The sequence below is a fragment of the Leptotrichia sp. oral taxon 223 genome (genome assembly GCF_013394795.1).
Taxonomy (GTDB): domain Bacteria; phylum Fusobacteriota; class Fusobacteriia; order Fusobacteriales; family Leptotrichiaceae; genus Leptotrichia.
The window spans coordinates 1,547,675-1,563,809 of record NZ_JABXYU010000001.1 but is presented as its reverse complement, the minus strand read 5'-3'; the positions used below and the strand labels follow the sequence as shown (position 1 = coordinate 1,563,809).

Annotated in this window: 17 protein-coding genes; all 17 read right to left on the bottom strand. The window is 34.7% G+C overall.

Annotation, left to right across the window (positions count from 1 at the left end):
* Positions 1 to 3 precede the first annotated feature (3 nt).
* Complete coding sequence (gene der, locus HW275_RS07675) at positions 4 to 1,329, bottom strand: ribosome biogenesis GTPase Der (protein WP_178935961.1); 1,326 nt, start codon at positions 1,327 to 1,329, stop codon at positions 4 to 6.
* 292 nt (positions 1,330 to 1,621) lie between these two features.
* Entirely contained in the window at positions 1,622 to 1,999 is a 378-nt protein-coding gene (locus HW275_RS07670) for a DUF1304 domain-containing protein (protein ID WP_178935960.1), read from the bottom strand.
* A gap of 47 nt (positions 2,000 to 2,046) precedes the next feature.
* On the bottom strand, positions 2,047 to 2,820 hold the full coding sequence (gene map / locus HW275_RS07665; protein ID WP_178935959.1) for a type I methionyl aminopeptidase: 774 nt from the start codon (positions 2,818 to 2,820) through the stop codon (positions 2,047 to 2,049).
* 90 nt (positions 2,821 to 2,910) lie between these two features.
* Positions 2,911 to 3,540, bottom strand: a complete 630-nt coding sequence (locus HW275_RS07660; protein WP_178935958.1) for an adenylate kinase — start codon at positions 3,538 to 3,540, stop codon at positions 2,911 to 2,913.
* Positions 3,541 to 3,807: 267 nt separating this feature from the next.
* The gene (locus tag HW275_RS07655; protein WP_255460039.1) at positions 3,808 to 5,331 is read right to left on the bottom strand and encodes a phosphomannomutase/phosphoglucomutase; all 1,524 of its coding nucleotides are present in this window, start codon (positions 5,329 to 5,331) and stop codon (positions 3,808 to 3,810) included.
* Positions 5,332 to 5,389: 58 nt separating this feature from the next.
* The gene (locus HW275_RS07650; protein WP_178935957.1) at positions 5,390 to 6,319 is read right to left on the bottom strand and encodes a transketolase family protein; all 930 of its coding nucleotides are present in this window, start codon (positions 6,317 to 6,319) and stop codon (positions 5,390 to 5,392) included.
* A 193-nt stretch (positions 6,320 to 6,512) separates the two neighbouring features.
* Entirely contained in the window at positions 6,513 to 7,331 is an 819-nt protein-coding gene (locus HW275_RS07645; protein WP_178935956.1) for a transketolase, read from the bottom strand.
* A gap of 79 nt (positions 7,332 to 7,410) precedes the next feature.
* Positions 7,411 to 7,815 carry a helix-turn-helix domain-containing protein gene (locus HW275_RS07640; protein ID WP_172618855.1) on the bottom strand — a complete coding sequence of 135 codons (405 nt, stop codon included), beginning with the start codon at positions 7,813 to 7,815 and terminating at the stop codon, positions 7,411 to 7,413.
* 100 nt (positions 7,816 to 7,915) lie between these two features.
* Positions 7,916 to 8,617, bottom strand: a complete 702-nt coding sequence (gene araD, locus HW275_RS07635) for an L-ribulose-5-phosphate 4-epimerase (protein WP_304599212.1) — start codon at positions 8,615 to 8,617, stop codon at positions 7,916 to 7,918.
* Positions 8,617 to 9,492 carry an L-ribulose-5-phosphate 3-epimerase gene (locus HW275_RS07630; protein WP_178935955.1) on the bottom strand — a complete coding sequence of 292 codons (876 nt, stop codon included), beginning with the start codon at positions 9,490 to 9,492 and terminating at the stop codon, positions 8,617 to 8,619. Before HW275_RS07630 ends, araD begins: the two co-directional genes overlap by 1 nt.
* 139 nt (positions 9,493 to 9,631) lie before the next feature.
* Positions 9,632 to 10,291: a 3-keto-L-gulonate-6-phosphate decarboxylase UlaD gene (locus tag HW275_RS07625; RefSeq protein ID WP_178935954.1), complete on the bottom strand. Its 660-nt coding sequence runs from the start codon at positions 10,289 to 10,291 to the stop codon at positions 9,632 to 9,634.
* A gap of 18 nt (positions 10,292 to 10,309) precedes the next feature.
* Positions 10,310 to 10,759 carry a PTS sugar transporter subunit IIA gene (locus HW275_RS07620; protein ID WP_178935953.1) on the bottom strand — a complete coding sequence of 150 codons (450 nt, stop codon included), beginning with the start codon at positions 10,757 to 10,759 and terminating at the stop codon, positions 10,310 to 10,312.
* Between the two features lie 36 nt (positions 10,760 to 10,795).
* Entirely contained in the window at positions 10,796 to 11,077 is a 282-nt protein-coding gene (locus tag HW275_RS07615; RefSeq protein WP_178935952.1) for a PTS sugar transporter subunit IIB, read from the bottom strand.
* Positions 11,078 to 11,121: 44 nt separating this feature from the next.
* The gene (locus tag HW275_RS07610; protein ID WP_178935951.1) at positions 11,122 to 12,579 is read right to left on the bottom strand and encodes a PTS ascorbate transporter subunit IIC; all 1,458 of its coding nucleotides are present in this window, start codon (positions 12,577 to 12,579) and stop codon (positions 11,122 to 11,124) included.
* A gap of 76 nt (positions 12,580 to 12,655) precedes the next feature.
* Positions 12,656 to 13,717, bottom strand: a complete 1,062-nt coding sequence (ulaG, locus tag HW275_RS07605) for an L-ascorbate 6-phosphate lactonase (RefSeq protein WP_178935950.1) — start codon at positions 13,715 to 13,717, stop codon at positions 12,656 to 12,658.
* Between the two features lie 857 nt (positions 13,718 to 14,574).
* The gene (locus HW275_RS07600; RefSeq protein WP_369682622.1) at positions 14,575 to 15,282 is read right to left on the bottom strand and encodes an ABC transporter ATP-binding protein; all 708 of its coding nucleotides are present in this window, start codon (positions 15,280 to 15,282) and stop codon (positions 14,575 to 14,577) included.
* Between the two features lie 49 nt (positions 15,283 to 15,331).
* On the bottom strand, positions 15,332 to 16,090 hold the full coding sequence (locus HW275_RS07595) for an ABC transporter ATP-binding protein (protein ID WP_178935948.1): 759 nt from the start codon (positions 16,088 to 16,090) through the stop codon (positions 15,332 to 15,334).
* Positions 16,091 to 16,135 lie beyond the last annotated feature (45 nt).

Sequence of the window (16,135 nt, the reverse complement as noted above, 5' to 3'; positions counted from 1 at the left end):
ACTCTATCCAAAGGATTTTTCATTTTTCCTGTTAAACACAATATTAATCGGACATCCTTCAAATCCAAAATATTCCCTTAATTTATTTTCAATATATCTTTGGTAAGAAAAATGTATCAATTCTGGATTGTTGGCAAAAAATACAAATTTTGGCGGTGCCTGACTTACCTGCGTTGCATAGTTTATTTTTACTGCCCGCCCTTTTCTTGTAGGCACTGGATTCTGTGCTGTCATTTCTGCCAAAATCTGATTCAATAGTCCAGTTGTTATCTTTTTATGGTATTCCTCGTTAATAAATTTAGCCTGCTCCAGTATATTTAGTGTTCTTTTTCCAGTCAATGCGGAAATTGTAACAATCGGAGCGTAGTCCAGAAATGCCAAGTCCGCCTTTACTAGAGCCGTAAATTCCTTCACGCTGTTATTATTCTTTTCAATCAGATCCCATTTGTTCACAGCAATGATAATAGGCTTTCTTTCCTCATAAATCATTCCTGCGATTCTCTTATCCTGATCTGTTAAAAGTTCTGTTGCATCTAGCATCAGCACGCACACATCTGCTCTTTTTATCGCCTTTATCGCACGCAGCACGCTGTAATACTCAACATCGTCATCCACTTTTGATTTTCTACGTATTCCCGCTGTGTCAATTAATGTATAAGTTTCCCCGTTATATTTCAAGTTTGAATCAATCGTATCCCTAGTTGTTCCCGCAATATCGCTTACGATTGAACGCTCTTCATTCAGAAGTTTATTTACAAGCGAAGATTTCCCTGCGTTTGGCCTTCCAAGAATTGCAATGTTAAGCCCATTTTCAGTTTGCTTTATTTTCTTGTCCTCAAATTTATTAATTACAGCGTCCAGCAAATCCCCCAGATTTGTCTTATGTTCTCCAGAAATTCCAATAACTTCCTCAAATCCTAGTCCGTAAAACTCAAAAATATTTTCCTGATCACGCATATAATTGTCAATCTTGTTTACAGCCACGACAACCTTTTTATCCTGCCTTCTAAGCACCGTTGCCACATCCTCGTCAAGTCCAGTAATCCCAGCTTTTCCATCCACCAGAAATATAATTACGTCCGCCTCATCAATTGCAACCTGCGCCTGCTGCTTAATCTTTCCCATCATAAAATCTTCTGTTCTCGGCTCAAGTCCTCCTGTATCCACTAAGATGAACTCTTTTCCGCTCCACTCCATCTCACGGTATAGCCTGTCCCTTGTAACTCCTGGCTCATCCTTTACGATAGACAGCCTGTCGCCCACTAGCTTATTAAATAATGTTGATTTCCCTACATTAGGCCTACCAACAATTGCTACTGTATGTTTCATATTTTCCTCCGTTTTTATTTATTAAATTAGTCAGTTTTTTAACTGACTATATTATTTGCTGCTTTTATTTCAAAGACATGCAATATATTATTTTACCATACAACATTACAATATATTTTATCACATTTTTTGTATTTTTATTAGTCTTTTTTAATGATATTGCAGAAAAAGTGTAAATAAAACAAAGACTGGAGTATTATTTTATTTTTTTTATAAATATTTCAAAAAAAACACCTAAAACCTTCAAAATCCGATTCTCCAGTTTAGGCATCTCTTTAAAATCTAATCAAGCTTATGAAACTATTAATGGCAATAATAACGAAATAACAGCCATCAAAGCAGGTAATCCCTGCACTAAAAATATTTTTTTGGAAACTGTGACAGAACCGTAAATAGCCGCACAGATAATACAAATCAGGAAGAAAACTGCAATTTGAATTTGAAATTCTCCAGTTTCGATTAAACTCCATATTAATCCTGAGGCAAGAAAGCTGTTGTATAATCCTTGATTTGCCATCATTTTTTTTACACGTTCATCTTTTAAGAATTTTGAATCAAGTCCAAAATTTCGTTGTACAGTTTCGCTTTCATTGAAATACATTTCAAGAATTAATATGTAGTAATGCTCAATTGCCACGAATAATATTAATATGAATGCCAGTATGCTCAATATAATTCTCTCCCTTCTTTATATTTTTTATGTTCTTTATTTTTATCTTAATCCCTTACACTCAAGATTACAGGCTTCCCGTCAATAATGGCAAGGCTATGTTCATATTGTGCTGAACGTTTTCCATCTTTAGTAACCGCAGTCCACATATCAGATAAGATTTTAACTTTATAAGTTCCGACATTTACCATCGGTTCAACTGTAATTACCATTCCATCTTCGATTTTAGCCCCTGTTCCAGCTTTTCCATAATTTGGAATAATCGGATCTTCGTGCATTTCCTTTCCTACTCCATGTCCTGCAAAATCCCTTACAAGCGAGAATCCAAAACTTTCGACATATTCCTGAATGGCATGCCCAATATCACCAATTCTGTTTCCGGCATGTGCCGCCTCAATTCCTATATCTCTTGCCTTTTCAGTAACTTCCATCAATTTTTTAGAAGTTTCATCAATTTCCCCCACAGCATAAGTAATTGCTGCATCACCAAAATATCCGTCAAGCACTGTAACTGTATCGACTGTCAAAATATCCCCTTCTTTTAGTATTTGCTTTTTACTTGGAATGCCGTGTACTACGACTTCATTTACAGAGATACAAGTTGCAGCCGGGTAAGGAGGATACGGACGTCCTACATCGTAACCTTTTGTACCAGGGATGGCACCTTGGCTTCTAATGTAATCTTCAGCAATTTTATCCAGTTCGTATGTGCTAACTCCAGCTTTTACATGCTTTGGCAATACATCTTCAAAAAGTCTTGCAATTATTTCATTAGCTTTTTTTATTTTCTTTATTTCATCCAATGTTTTATAAATTATCATTTTTTGTACTTCTTCTTTCTAAATTTCTTCTTTTTTTATTTTTTATAGTGATAGCAATTTAAAATCATTTTATTGATCCAAATTCATTTCCTATTTTTCCAAAATATTAATTATATCTTTTGTAATTTCTTCCAGTTTTTTTGCACCGTCTACACTGTAAACTTTATTCTGTTTTTTGTAAAAGTCCAATACTGGCGCTGTCTGCTCGTTATAAACTGCCAAACGTTTTTTCACTGTTTCTTCATTATCGTCTGCCCTTTGCTCCAGATCTTCTGGATTTTCGTCAACTGGCGGATTGTATTTTATATGATAAATTTTACCAGTTTTTTTCGACACTCTTCTTCCTGTGATTCTTTCAATAATTTCTTCATCACTAACTTCAAGCGCAACAACTTTTTCAATTTTTCTGTTTGATTTTGCCAAAATTTTGTCAAGTTCCTCGGCTTGAGCCACAGTTCTTGGAAATCCATCCAGAATAAACCCTTTTTTACAGTCATCTTCCTGCAATCTTGCTTCCACAAGTCCATTTACGATGTCATCAGAAACTAATTTCCCTTCATCCATCAATTTTTTTGCTTCCAATCCTAGCGGAGTCTTATTTGTAATTGCCGCTCTTAAAATATCTCCTGTTGAAATTTGAGGAATTTTATATTTTTGAATCAATTCCTTTGCCTGAGTTCCTTTCCCTGCTCCCGGCGCTCCAAATAACACTATGTTCATAATTATTTATCCGATATTTAAAATTAAATACCGCTCCTTTCCAAATTTATTTTTTCATATCTAATTTTAACATTTTAACAGCCATTTTTCAATTTTCTTTTTCAAATTTTCAAAAAAATAACAAGAAAAGAAAAAAAACTGAATTGAATCCAGTTTTTTCTGCTAAAGAATTTTAGCTAATTTTAGTTAGAGCGGGTAATAAACCCTTCTATATTTTACCACATTTATATATTTTATCAATACCTTTTTTAAATTTTTTATTTTTTTTTAAATTTCCATTTTTTCATATTTTTTAAAATAATATTTCAATTCTTCTAAAATATCATTTCCCATTCCTTCTTTTTCCGTTTCTATATTAACGCACAAAAGTGGTTCATGCAGTGACAATCTGATTAAAAACCAGCTTTTCTGCCCCACATTTACTCTTACACCTTCATAGTTAGGCATTTCTAAGCTCCAACCTTCTTTTTTTCCAGCATATTCCCTAAAGTTTTCCACGATTTTTTCTCCACAAACTCTAAAATCTTTACCCTTTATAGGAATTCTTATTTCTATTTCCTCAGCAGGCTCAGACAGCTCATTTAGAACATCTGTAAATTCAATGCCTTTTTCTCTGCTCTCCACAAGCTGAATCAAAAGCCTTGCAGCCATGTATGCTCCGTCATCAAGAAAATAGTTTTCTTTAAATGCCGAATGTCCTGACGTTTCTATCGCAAGAGGGGAGTATTTCCCTTCGCCGTTCAGTCTTATGGCTTCATTTATAACGTTCTTATATCCTCTCTGGAATCTGTGGTGAATACCTCCACGGCTTTCTATAAACTCCTTTAGCCCTGCCGATGTAACCGAATCCGTCACAATTATCCCGCCGGAATGCTTTTTTAACAATATTTCACTAAGCAGCGCAATAAGCTTGTTTCTGTTAATTTCACGGCCATTCTTGTCTATAAAGGCGCTTCTGTCCCCATCCGCATCAAATATTATTCCAAAATCTGCATTGTTATCAAGAACAGCTTTTTTTATTGATTCTATCGCTTCTTTTGCTTCAGGATTTGGAATGTGATTTGGAAAGTCGCCATCAGGATTTAAAAACTGGCTTCCAGTCGTATCTCCGCCTAGAACCTCTATTACCTTTTCAGCAAAAAATCCCGCAGCCCCATTTCCTGCATCTATCACTATCCGTAAGTTTTTTAGAGGTTTATTCCCTTTCCCAATTTTATTTTTTATCAGTTCGCATATATATGAAGCATAGTCATCTGCCAAATTTTTTACAATTTCTACACCTTTTTCTTCTTTAATCAAAATTTTTTCTTGTTTTTCGGCCATTTCCAGAAATTCAGCAACATCGCTTTTTTGAAGTCCTCCGTTTTTTGTAAAGAATTTAATCCCGTTGTAGTAGCTTGGCAAATGGCTTGCAGTTATCATCATTGCGCCATCAGCTTTATAATCCTCAAATATCGTAGCCATAAAAAGCGACGGTGTTATCGACATTCCACAGTCGTATACATCAATTCCCATTTCCACCAAGGTTTTTCTTATAACTTCTGAAAATTTAGGTCCTGTATGCCTTGCATCGTATCCAACTGCCACTTTAACCTTTCTGTTTTCAGCCTTTGCGGTTTCATCGCATTTTTCAGTTATCCAAAGCCCAAACCCTTTTGCTATGAATTCAACTTCCTTTTCAGATAAATTGATGTCTTTGTCCTCATATTTTGAAACTATTCCCCGAATGTCAGTTCCGCTTATCATATTTTTCAAATCCATAAAAATACCTCTCCTTTCAAGTAAAGCCATACCTATTCTCCTCATTATGAAAATTAGTATGGCTTTTCTATCATTGCTCACTTATTTACTATTTTAAATTATTTAGTACTATTTCTATAATATCCTTCGCTCTAAGCCCATAATTCGTAAGCATAGTTTCTCCATCTGCACTTTGTCCAAAAATATCCTGTATTCCGTGTTTTATCACTTTTGTAGGGTGAACTTCTGACAAGTATTCTGAAACTGCGCTTCCAAGTCCTCCAATTACAGAATGTTCTTCACTTGTTACAATAAATTTACATTCTTTTGCAGCTTTTAGAACTGTTTCTTTATCTAGCGGCTTTATCGTAGAAACATTAACCACTCTTGCCTTTACACCTTTTTCTTCCAGTAATTTCGCCGCCTCAAGAGCTTCTGAAACCATAAGTCCTGTCGCTAAAATTGCCACATCGTTTCCTTCTGTCAAAGTTGCGGCTTTCCCTATTTCAAATTTATAGTTTTCATCAAATAATACTGGAATATTCAGTCTTCCCAATCTTACGTAAACAGGCCCTTTGTATTCGGCTGCTGCAAAAATCATTTTTTCTGTTTCAACCGCATCTGCTGGCGATAGCACCACCATTCCTGGAATTGCACGCATCAAAGCCATATCCTCAACTGACTGGTGCGAACCTCCATCCTCTCCCAGCGAAACTCCTGCATGAGTTGGACAAATCTTAACATTTAACTGCGGATATGCCACCGAGTTTCTAATCTGATCAAATGCACGTCCTGCCGCAAAATGTGCAAAAGTTGAGGCAAACGGTATTTTCCCAGTCGTTGCAATACCTGCCGCTGTTCCAATCATATCAGCTTCTGCAATCCCGACATTTATATGTCTTTCTGGAAACTCTTTTTTAAAATATGCAGTCATTGTTGACTTTGACAAGTCTGCTTCCAGCACTACCACATCTTTATTTACTTTTCCCAATTTAACTAACGCTTCTCCATAAGCTACTCTAGTTGATTTTTTTTCCATTCTCATATTCTCCTATTTTTATATTGATATTTGGTCTTTTCTAAAAGTTTATAATTCCTGTTTACACAGTAGACCTGTTCGATAACATGAGTTCTTTTATTTACACAAGGTGTCAAGACCCCTTGCTTCAGAACACTTATTTTATCAAATCTTAAATATGTATAGTTTCCGAGCAAGCCTAGTAATTTCAATCTTAGATCAACTCTTCCATTGCCTTATTGTATTCTTCATCACTTGGAGCGGCTCCATGGAATCCTGCATTATTTTCCATAAATGAAACACCTTTTCCTTTTACAGTGTTTGCAACTATTACTGTTGGCTGTCCTTTCACAGTTCTTGCTGTCTCAAAAGCATTTATGATTTCTTCATAATTGTGTCCATCAATCTCAATTACATTCCATTTGAAAGCCTTGAATTTTTCTCCAACTGGAGCGACATCCATTACATCCGAAACTTTTCCGTCAATCTGCAAGTTGTTATAGTCAACTATCGCAACTAAATTGTCAAGCTTGTAATGTGCAGCTGTCATAGCCGCTTCCCAAACTTGCCCTTCCTGCAATTCTCCATCTCCTAAGATTGTATAAACTCTGTAATCGTTATTGTAAATTTTTGCACTTAAAGCCATTCCGTTTGCTGCAGATAGTCCTTGTCCAAGTGAACCTGTTGACATTTCAACTCCAGCCAGCTTTTTCATATCAGGATGCCCCTGAAGCGGAGAGTGCCATTTTCTAAGTGTTGGAATAAGATTCTTTCCTTCATCTCCTAAAAATCCTTTTTCAATCAAAGCCGCATACAGTGCAGGAGCAGCATGCCCTTTACTAAGAACTAATCTATCCCTGTTTTCCATTTTTGGATTTTCTGGGTCAATGTTCATTTCCTTCCAGTAAAGCACAGCCAGAATATCAGCAATCGAAAGTGAACCTCCTGGATGTCCTGATTTTGCCCTGTAAATCATTTCAATAATGTCTTTTCTCAATGTTTTTGCCTTTTTTTTCAAATCTTCAATTCTCATAAAAGCCTCCTAAAATTAATATTAAAAAGAGAGCGGCCATAAAACTGGGAACTCTCTTTATTTTTAAAAAAAGCAGTATCTACTTGTTTAACAGTTCTATATACTGCTTAACTAACTCTATCTTTTCTGAACTCATCTCCATCAGATTTCTGATTATTTCTCCAATATTTATATCAGAAAACTCCTCGATTATCTCATTAGTCAGCTCTTTTTTCAAATCTGACATATCTTTATCTGTATAGCCTATTATTTTAAACAGTGTAAGATGATCTATCTTCAAAATTTTGGCAATTTTTTTGAGTAAAAGAGGGTTTGTCATATTATGTTTGCCTGATTCCAGATTGGATAAATAAGCCGGACTGATTTTTAGCATTTCTGCCATTTCTCTTAGTCCTATCTTTTTTTGCAGTCTTTTATTTTTTATATAGTATCCTAATGCTTCCACAAGATTGGAGTTAGTTTTTATACTGTCATTTTCAGCCATTTCTTCACCTTATTAATTTATTGTACATAATATAATATCATAATTTTATGATTTTGTGAACTGCTGAAACCTTACTGTATAATAAATGCAGTTTTATAGTTTATTTTTTCTTTTGTCCGTAATAGGCATTAGCCCCATGTTTTCTCAAAAAATGTTTGTCCAGTAATTCCTGTTGCATTGGTTTGATGTCTTTATTTACTATTTCAGTAAACATTGCCATTTTTGCAACTTCTTCCAGAACAACTGAATTGTAGACAGCTTCATCAGGGTTTTTCCCCCAAGTGAAAGGTCCGTGACTATTTACAAGAACTCCTGGAATATACTGAGGGTTTAGTTTCCTTTTTTCAAAAGTTTCTATAATCACTGTCCCTGTTTCCTTTTCATATTCGCCGGCAATTTCTTCAGGCGTCATTTTTCTTGTACAAGGTACTGAACCATAAAAATAGTCAGCATTTGTTGTTCCGTAGGCAGGTATGTCTCTTCTACTTTGAGCCCATATTGTGGCATTTGTTGAATGAGTATGAACAATTCCTCCTATTGAAGGAAACTTTTTATAAAGTTCAATATGTGTAGGAGTATCTGATGAAGGGTTTAAATCACCTTCCACAACATTTCCATCCAGATCCACCACTACCATATCTTCCACTTTCATTGTTTCATAGTCCACACCGCTAGGTTTTATAACAATTAGATTTTTTCCCCTGTCAATTCCGCTCACATTTCCCCAAGTAAATAATACTAGCCCTTTTTTTGGCAATTCTAAATTTGCCTTAAATACTTGCTCCTTTAATTTTTCCAGCATTAGATAAATCCACCTTCCTTCATTTTATCCAGCATCCATTGCTTTGCCTTTTTTACTTCCTCAATTGGATTATCCGATTTTTCAGTCCACATTTCTATCAAAAAAGGTCCTTTATAATTTAATTCCTTTAATTTTTTAAATACTTTTGGAAAATCTACACATCCTTCTCCAAAAGGCACTTCCTTAAATTTCCCTTCAAAAGTGTCAGTTACTGCTAAAGTGTCTTTCAAATGGATTCCTGTTATTTCTCCATTTTTTATTCCAAGTTCCAATTCTTTCAGCGTGTCATTTTCAGGCCATGCCGTCAAATTTCCTACATCAGGATAAACCTTTAACCATGGAGATTTAATTATATTGGCATATTCCATATATTTTGAAATGGAATTTATAAATGGATGATCCATAATTTCTATTGACAATGTTACATTATATGAAGAAGCCCATTCTACTGCTTTTTTCAAGTTTTCAGTAAAATATTTTTTAGTCTGCTCGTTGCCTGTTTCGTAATAAACATCGTATCCAGCCATCTGAATCGTTCTAATTCCCATTTTATCTGTAAAGATTATTGCCTTTTGCATAAGCTCCATAGCCTTTTCCCTAATCTTTTCATCCATGCTTCCCATTGGAAATCTTCTATGTCCACTAAAGCACATTGACGGAATTCTAACTCCTGTATCTATTAACGCCTTATGAATCCTGTTTATTTCATCATTAGTCCAGTCCAGCCTTGCAAGCCTTTCGTCAGTTTCATCTATCGAAATTTCCACAAAATCATAACCACATTCCTTAACCAGCTTTATTCTTTCCACCCAGTCAATATCCTTAGGAAGAGCCTTTTCATATATTCCCAAATTTAATTTGTTTAAATTTTTCATATTACTCCTCTATTTTATTTAAATTGTTCAGCAATCTTTAAAAACTCTACCCTCAAGTATCCAGATTAACCATTTCTATTTAAAATTTATAAAATGAATACTTAAGGGTAAAAATGTTTAATTTTAAAATTTTTCAAGATTATTTCCAATATTTATCAATTTCTGCTTTAAATGCTCTTGCCGCCGCTGCCGGATCATCCGCTTCAGTAATTCCACGTCCTGCAATAAATGTAAATACATCAACACCTTCAAATAATTTAAGCGTATCTGTATTTAACCCTCCTGTTACAGAAACCTTGAATCCCATTTCAATTAATTTCTTGACTTTAGTCAAGTCTTTTTCTCCCCAAGTTTCTCCAGCCAGCAAGGCATCTCTGCTTTGATGGTAAATAGCCTGATTAATTCCCGCATCTAGCCAAAGCTGAGCTTGTTCATAAGTCCAGTCGCCATACAGTTCCACTTGAATTTCTCCTCGTTCTCCACGCACTTCCTTTATAGCTTTTAACGCCGCTTTCATTGTAGGAATTGTAGCAGAACAGATACATGTCATCCAGTCCGCTCCACGAACTGCATTATTTTTAGCAACTGTTCCTCCTGCATCTGCGCATTTTGTATCTGCCACTATTATTTTTTCAGGAAACAAGTTTCTCAGTACTTCCACTAATTCGCTCCCAACTTGTAATAAACACACAGTTCCAGCTTCTATCACATCAACTTCTTTTCCAACTGATACTGCCGCTTTTATTGCACCTTTTAAGTCAGAATGATCTAATGCTACTTGTAATAATGGTTTTGCCATTTGTTTTCTCCTCCTATTTTATACTTTTTCTTCTATCAATTTATAAATGTCTTCCGGTTTTTTTGCTTTTCTAATTTTATCAAAAATTTCCTCGTCATCAAAAAGCATCACTATTTGAGGAATAGCTTCACCTGCGTGAACTTCTGCATTTTCAGCGGCCAGTCCAATTAATATGTCAACTTCCTGTCCATCTGGAAATGACACTGGTTCCTTTAATGTTATAAAACTGAAAGAACTCTTATTTACTCCCATTTCAGGTCTTTCATGCGGCATTGCTAATCCTGGTGCCAATATATAAAATGGCCCCAGTTCTTTTGTTCTTTCTATTATGCTTTCAATATATTTTTGTTCTATTGAATTATTTGCTGCAAGTGGAGCCATGCACGTTTTTATAGCCTCTTCCCAGCTATCTGCCTCCTGCTGCAGCACAACAGAATTATTTTCCTTCAAGGAATCCAATAAATTCATAAAAAGTTTTCCTCCTTATTTAATATACAGTTTTTCTTATGCAATTCCAGCTTCTTTTAATTTACTTTCAAGCTCTTTTTCATCAAGTAAATTTAAAAGTCCAACTATTTTTGTATTTGGTCCGCCTTTTAATTCAGGCGCAATATGAGTTGAGGCAATAACCAAGTCATAATTTGAAAGTCCTGATTTAGCTTCTCCCAGGCTGCATGAATTTACATCTGCCTGTACTCCCAATTTTTGCAATACTTTTCCAACTTTTAATTTCATAATCATACTTGTTCCCATTCCGCTTCCGCAAACTGCTAATACTTTAATCATTTATGATCACTTCTTTCTTTATTTTTATTTTTTTATTAAAATTCTTAATTTTCTTCCAAATCTACAGTTCCTTCATAATACTGCTCTTTATTTTTAGATTTTGCATATTGAATTTGAGGAATTATTAGCATTGTAACAATTACTAGCACATATCCTATTATTCCTAAATATTTCATTATAAATCCTTGTCCAAGCCACAGTGTACTTTGATCTATATTTCCATGCCATCCTCCAAAATCGGATAATCCGAACAATATTACTGCCGCCGCTCCTAAGAATACCTGCAATACTCCTGATAATGCTGATAAAATAAATGCCGCCCTTGCACCGCCACGTTTATCTGCAAATACTGCGATTGTCGCATTGTCAAAGAATACTGGAACGAATCCTGTTATAATGAATATTGGAGATTTAAATATCAGTAACAGCGCTATTGAAATAAATTGAGCCACTGTTCCTACTAAAAATCCAAACAATACCGCGCTTGGTGATCCGAATCCATATGTTGCCGCACAGTCAACCGCTGGGAATGATCCTGGTAAAATTTTATTTGAGATTCCTTGGAATGACACTGTAAGTTCTGATACGAACATTCTAACACCTGTTTTCAATATTGTTAAATAAACTGCAAATGACAATGTTGTCGATATGACGTAAGTTCCGAACCATAGTTTTTTAGGATCGTATGCGCTTACTATATCTCCACCTTTTATAGATGTAAAATGGTTAGGCCCTAAAACTAGCATTATTCCGCCAAAGAATATCATCATTATTAACCCTGTTGAAATAATATCGTCATGCAGCATTGAAAGCCAATTTGGCAATTTCAAATCATCTAAACGTTTTTTAGGATTTCCCAATTTTGGCGCCAATTTATCAGCTGCCCATACTGCGAACATTTGCTGATGCCCTATCGCAAATCCTGCATTTTCAGTCAATCTTTGAGTAGGCTCTACTGACAAGTTAGATCCTACAGCCCAGTAAATTCCAACAAATATACCGATTAACACTACTCCCGTAACATTTCTGAACTGCGGGAATAAAAAGAATAACATCCAAGTAGCTGTTTGTGCTTGCTGCTGCATAATATGCCCTGTTATGAATAATGTTCTGATTTTAGTTATTTTTCTAAACAATACTAGCAGTATATTTAAAATAAACCCTATTAATAAAGCCGTCATAACCGAAGCTGTTGTCTGCCCTATTGTTTTTAACGCCGCTTCTACTGCCTGCAATCCAAAATATGGATCAATAACCGCCGCTTTTAACTGAAATTCTTTTCCCAGCGCTTCCAGTATAGGTCTAAAAGTTACAACTAGCCCTTTAGCCCCTACATTTAATATCATATATCCAACTGTCGCTTTAATAAATCCTCCGATTGCTTCATAGATTTTTTTCCCCATGAACAAGTATCCGAAGAAAACTAACAAACCTACAAAAAACTCAGGCTTTGTCAAAATATTTTGTGCAAACCACTTTCCAATTAACATTAAGAACTCCATGATTTCCTTCTCCTTCTAAATTGTAATTTCTATATTTAAATATTAGTTTTTATGTGATATGATTTTTATATCATTATTATAAGAATGATTTAAATGGCAAATCAGGCTCTATTGTGAATGCGTCTTCAAATCCTCTTCTGTACATATATTCCATATCGTCTTTATTATCAGGGAATACAAATTTCCCTCCAGGCTGCCATATGTATGGCTTAAATTCATATTTCATTCTGTCTTTTCTGTAATTCCACAATAAAGTGATTTCTTTCGGATCAGCCATAAAATTAGACCAGATGTCATGGTGTAATGGAATAACTACTTGTGTCTTTAATTCTTCTGCCACTCTTAGCACATCTGAAGAAGTCAATTTATCTGTCATTCCTCTAGGGTTTTCTCCATACCCTACAAATGCCACGTCCACTTTGTTTTCATTTCCATGTTTTACAAAATAGTTTGAATGGTGCGAATCTCCTGCATTGTAAATATTTCCGCCAGTTGTTTCAACTAGATAGTTTACTGCCATTTCATCCATTTCAGGCGGTAAATTTCCTTTTAATGTTACATCTTCAGCAACTGTTAAAAGCATAGTTCTGTCAAATGATTCCAATGCTTTTATTTTCGCATCTTTGATTACTATTTCATCTCCTGGTTTCATTTGTACAAGTCTGTCTTCAGGCACTCCCCATTTTCTCCAAATTTCAATACATGTTTTTGGCCCTATGAATTTTGCTTCTGGACAATTTTTTACAACTGCCGCCGCAACATTTACATCTATATGATCACTGTGGGAATGTGTTGCAAGCAATGCATCCAGCCCTTCTATCGCAAAAGGATCTATAACACAAGGAGTAAGTCTTAAATTAGGCTGCAAAGCTACACATCCAACTGCTCTTTGATGTTGATGTTTAGGCTTCATAAGTTTATTCTTTTGACTTCTTTTACCTGTTGCTACCCAGATATCCATTGCAATATTTGCATTTCCTTCTGTCTTTATCCAAAGTCCCATGTTTCCAAGCCACCACATTGCTACAGTATTTGGTTTTACTACTGTTTCAGCTATTTCCTCATTTAACCAAGTTCCCCATTCAGGGAATGTTCCCAAAATCCAAGATTCTCTTGTAACTTCATCTACTTTTGACATAATTGTCCCTCCTAAAATTATTTTGTTATTAAATTGTTTAAAGTGTTTTCTTTTTGCTAACAATAGTATACCTTGTTTTTTTAAAAAGTCAATAGCATAAAAAAAGTTTTTTTGTCAAAAGCTCCTTTATACTAAATCCCATTTAAAAAATAGAAGTAAAGTTCTATAATAATTAATTTGATAACTTTGTTAAAAAAATCAAATTTAATTCTTAAGTATCCATCTTAAAGACTTTTATAATTTTATTTATAAATATTATGATTAATAATAGTTTTATCTATTTTTTTATAACGTAAGGGCATCAGACGCCATGCCCTTACAACCCCGCTTACGCAAAACTTTCTTATAAAGAAAAAATAAAACTCGCTTCGTAAAAACTACGCTCAGACAGTTATTTTTCCTTTAACGAAATTTTGCTTATTTAATATTTTTAAAATGTAAAAGCCTAAAACTTAAATATAATAATCTTTATAATTTAATATATAATGTCGTGATTTTTTTGGAATGAAAACGACTGTTTGAGCGTTAGCGAGTTTCGTTTTTATTTTAAAAAAATGCTTAGACAAGCCAGGGTTGCAAGGGAAATGGCGATTGATTTCCCTTGCTTTATAAAAAAAACATAAAAACTATAGGAAAGATATTTATTATAAGCAGTTTTTTTAAACAAAAATCCCTTATATGGATACTAAACGATTAAATTTAATTAAAGGATATTTTAATAGCTATAACTAGAAGTGCCTGTTTCAAAATTTATAGACAGTTCACTTAAAAATTGGGTAAAAATAAAAAACCATCTCAAAAAGCCAAAAAAACTTTTCAAGACAGTTTTCAAAAACAAATATTCTAATTTCTTAATTTTATCCTCCTAGATAAGCCTTCTTAATCTCAGGATTTGTAAGCAGTTCCTTTCCTGTTCCTTCCAGAATAATTTTTCCAGTTTCCAGAACATAGCCCCTGTCTGCAATTGAAAGCGCCATATTGGCATTTTGCTCTACTAACAGCACAGTTACGTTCTCTTCTTTATTAATTTTTACAATAATGTTGAAAATTTCCTGCACTAATAATGGTGCCAGTCCCATTGACGGCTCATCCAGTAATAGCAACGAAGGGCTTGACATCAAGGCTCTTGCCATTGCCAGCATTTGCTGTTCTCCTCCACTCATTGTTCCTGCCAGTTGTTTTTTACGTTCGGCAAGTCTTGGGAACAGCGAGAACATATGTTCCATGTCTTTTTTTATTTGCTCTGTATCATTTCTTGTGAATGCTCCCATTTCCAGGTTTTCCAGTACAGTCAGTTCTGTAAAGATTCTACGTCCTTCTGGCACGTGTGCCATTCCACGGCTGACAAGCTTGTACGCATCAATATTGGTTACATTTTCTCCATTTAAGGAAATTTCTCCCGATTTTATTGGTACAAGCCCTGAAATAGCGTGAAGTGTGGATGTTTTCCCCGCACCATTTGCACCAATTAGAGAAACGATTTCACCTTTTTTTATCTGAAATGAAATGCTTTTTATAGCGTGAATCCCGCCGTAATACACATTTAGATCATTTACATTTAAAATATTCACATTTCCTCCTTTTTGCTAATTTTATTAATTTTCCAAGTTAAATTTATTCTCCCAGATAAGCTGCAATAACTTCCTTATTATTCTGAATCTCATCAGGCAGCCCTGAAGCAATAATTTTTCCAAAATTTAGCACATAAAGTCTTTCACAAATTCCCATTACCAAGTCCATATCATGCTCGATTAGCAGGATTGCAATTTTAAATTTATTTCTTATAAAACTGATTGTGTTCATTAATTCCTTAGTTTCATTCGGGTTCATTCCCGCCGCAGGCTCATCCAGCAGCAATAATTTCGGATTTGTAGCCAAAGCCCTTGCTATCTCCAGTTTTCTCTGCTGCCCGTAAGACAAGTTTCCAGCTGTAATATTTGCCATTTCAGCCATATCAAAAATATCAAGTAAATCAAGTGCCTTATCTGTTATTTCCTTTTCTTCCTTCCAAAATCTGGGAAGCCTGAAAATTGCTTCAAAAGTGTTGTAGCTCATGCTACTGTTAAGTGCCATCTTTACATTGTCAAGCACCGTCAGTTCCTTAAACAGCCTTATATTCTGAAATGTTCTGGCAACTCCTAAAGCAACTATCTGTGGAGTAGTTTTTTTATTTATACTAATCTGATTTATAGAAATATCTCCGTCAGTAGGCTTGTAAACACCTGTCAGCAAATTAAATATTGTCGTTTTCCCAGCTCCATTTGGTCCAATTAGCCCAACCAGTTCACCTTCCTTTATTTCAATATTTACATCGTCAACGGCTCTTAGCCCGCCAAAAGATATTCCTAAATCTGTCGTTTTTAATAGTGACATATTTTTCTCCTATTTTACTTCTTTTTTATATTTTATTAAAAATTT

Excerpts from the sequence above, each read along its gene's own strand:
- der (WP_178935961.1), bottom strand. The coding sequence starts at position 1,329 with ATGAAACATACAGTAGCAATTGTTGGTAGGCCTAATGTAGGGAAATCA.
- map (WP_178935959.1), bottom strand. The coding sequence starts at position 2,820 with ATGATAATTTATAAAACATTGGATGAAATAAAGAAAATAAAAAAAGCT.
- HW275_RS07660 (WP_178935958.1), bottom strand. The coding sequence starts at position 3,540 with ATGAACATAGTGTTATTTGGAGCGCCGGGAGCAGGGAAAGGAACTCAG.
- HW275_RS07655 (WP_255460039.1), bottom strand. The coding sequence starts at position 5,331 with ATGGCTTTACTTGAAAGGAGAGGTATTTTTATGGATTTGAAAAATATG.
- HW275_RS07650 (WP_178935957.1), bottom strand. The coding sequence starts at position 6,319 with ATGGAAAAAAAATCAACTAGAGTAGCTTATGGAGAAGCGTTAGTTAAA.
- HW275_RS07645 (WP_178935956.1), bottom strand. The coding sequence starts at position 7,331 with ATGAGAATTGAAGATTTGAAAAAAAAGGCAAAAACATTGAGAAAAGAC.
- HW275_RS07640 (WP_172618855.1), bottom strand. The coding sequence starts at position 7,815 with ATGGCTGAAAATGACAGTATAAAAACTAACTCCAATCTTGTGGAAGCA.
- araD (WP_304599212.1), bottom strand. The coding sequence starts at position 8,617 with ATGCTGGAAAAATTAAAGGAGCAAGTATTTAAGGCAAATTTAGAATTG.
- HW275_RS07630 (WP_178935955.1), bottom strand. The coding sequence starts at position 9,492 with ATGAAAAATTTAAACAAATTAAATTTGGGAATATATGAAAAGGCTCTT.
- HW275_RS07625 (WP_178935954.1), bottom strand. The coding sequence starts at position 10,291 with ATGGCAAAACCATTATTACAAGTAGCATTAGATCATTCTGACTTAAAA.
- HW275_RS07620 (WP_178935953.1), bottom strand. The coding sequence starts at position 10,759 with ATGAATTTATTGGATTCCTTGAAGGAAAATAATTCTGTTGTGCTGCAG.
- HW275_RS07615 (WP_178935952.1), bottom strand. The coding sequence starts at position 11,077 with ATGATTAAAGTATTAGCAGTTTGCGGAAGCGGAATGGGAACAAGTATG.
- HW275_RS07610 (WP_178935951.1), bottom strand. The coding sequence starts at position 12,579 with ATGGAGTTCTTAATGTTAATTGGAAAGTGGTTTGCACAAAATATTTTG.
- ulaG (WP_178935950.1), bottom strand. The coding sequence starts at position 13,717 with ATGTCAAAAGTAGATGAAGTTACAAGAGAATCTTGGATTTTGGGAACA.
- HW275_RS07595 (WP_178935948.1), bottom strand. The coding sequence starts at position 16,090 with ATGTCACTATTAAAAACGACAGATTTAGGAATATCTTTTGGCGGGCTA.